The 868-nt window shown below is 42.6% G+C and carries 2 protein-coding genes; both read right to left on the reverse strand.

Annotated features, from left to right (window positions below):
• Positions 1–243 (reverse strand): enoyl-CoA hydratase-related protein (locus L654_RS0100880; RefSeq protein WP_029753431.1); only part of this gene is annotated, 243 nt, incomplete at its 3' end.
• Between the two features lie 10 nt (positions 244–253).
• Positions 254–868: acyl-CoA dehydrogenase family protein (locus L654_RS0100885; RefSeq protein ID WP_024606968.1), on the reverse strand; the 615-nt coding region annotated here is incomplete at its 5' end.

Raw genomic sequence — 868 nt, forward strand, 5'->3', positions numbered from 1 at the left:
TACGCCTTTATCGCCACCAGCAAATACGTTTAGGTCGGCACCTGCGCTAAAAAACTTCTCGCCTTCACCTGTCAGTACTAATGCATAAATATTTTTATTATTATTAAGCTCATTAACGGTATTTTTTAAATCAACTAGGGTGTCTTTTGTCCAGGTGTTTGCTGGCGGGTTAGACATCGTTAAAATAGCAACATGACCTTCGGTTGTTAGTTCAATACTCGGATTAGATTTAGATTCTGACATACATTGCTCCTTATAAAACGTCGTTTGCAGACTCAGCTAAAATTCGGCGCGCTATAATCACACGCATAATTTCGTTAGTGCCTTCTAAAATTTGATGAACACGTACATCACGTACATGGCGCTCAAGCGGGTATTCTTTTATGTAACCGTAACCACCATGAATTTGCAGTGCGTCGTTACACACGGTAAAGCCAACATCAGTAGCAAAGCGTTTAGCCATGGCGCAGTAAGTGGTTTTTTCAACGTCGTTATTATCAAGTTTAAATGCAGCAAGCCTTACCATTTGGCGCGCAGCTACAAGCTCGGTGTTCATATCGGCAATTTTAAATTGCAATGCTTGAAACGCAGCTAATGGTTTACCAAATTGTGTACGTTCTTTTAAATATTCACGGGCTGTATTAAGCGCCGCTTGCGCTGTACCAATTGAACATGTGGCAATGTTAATTCGACCGCCATCAAGGCCTTGCATCGCAAATTTAAAGCCTTCTCCCTCTGCGCCTAACAAGTTATGCGCCGGAATGCGCACATCTTCAAAGCTAATTAGGCGTGTAGGTTGTGCATTCCAACCCATTTTTTCTTCGGCTTTGCCGTATTCCACGCCTTTTGCGTCGGCAGGCACTACAAA

Origin of the sequence: Pseudoalteromonas sp. TAB23 (genome assembly GCF_000498075.1) — a bacterium.
GTDB classification, from domain to species: Bacteria; Pseudomonadota; Gammaproteobacteria; order Enterobacterales; family Alteromonadaceae; genus Pseudoalteromonas; species Pseudoalteromonas arctica.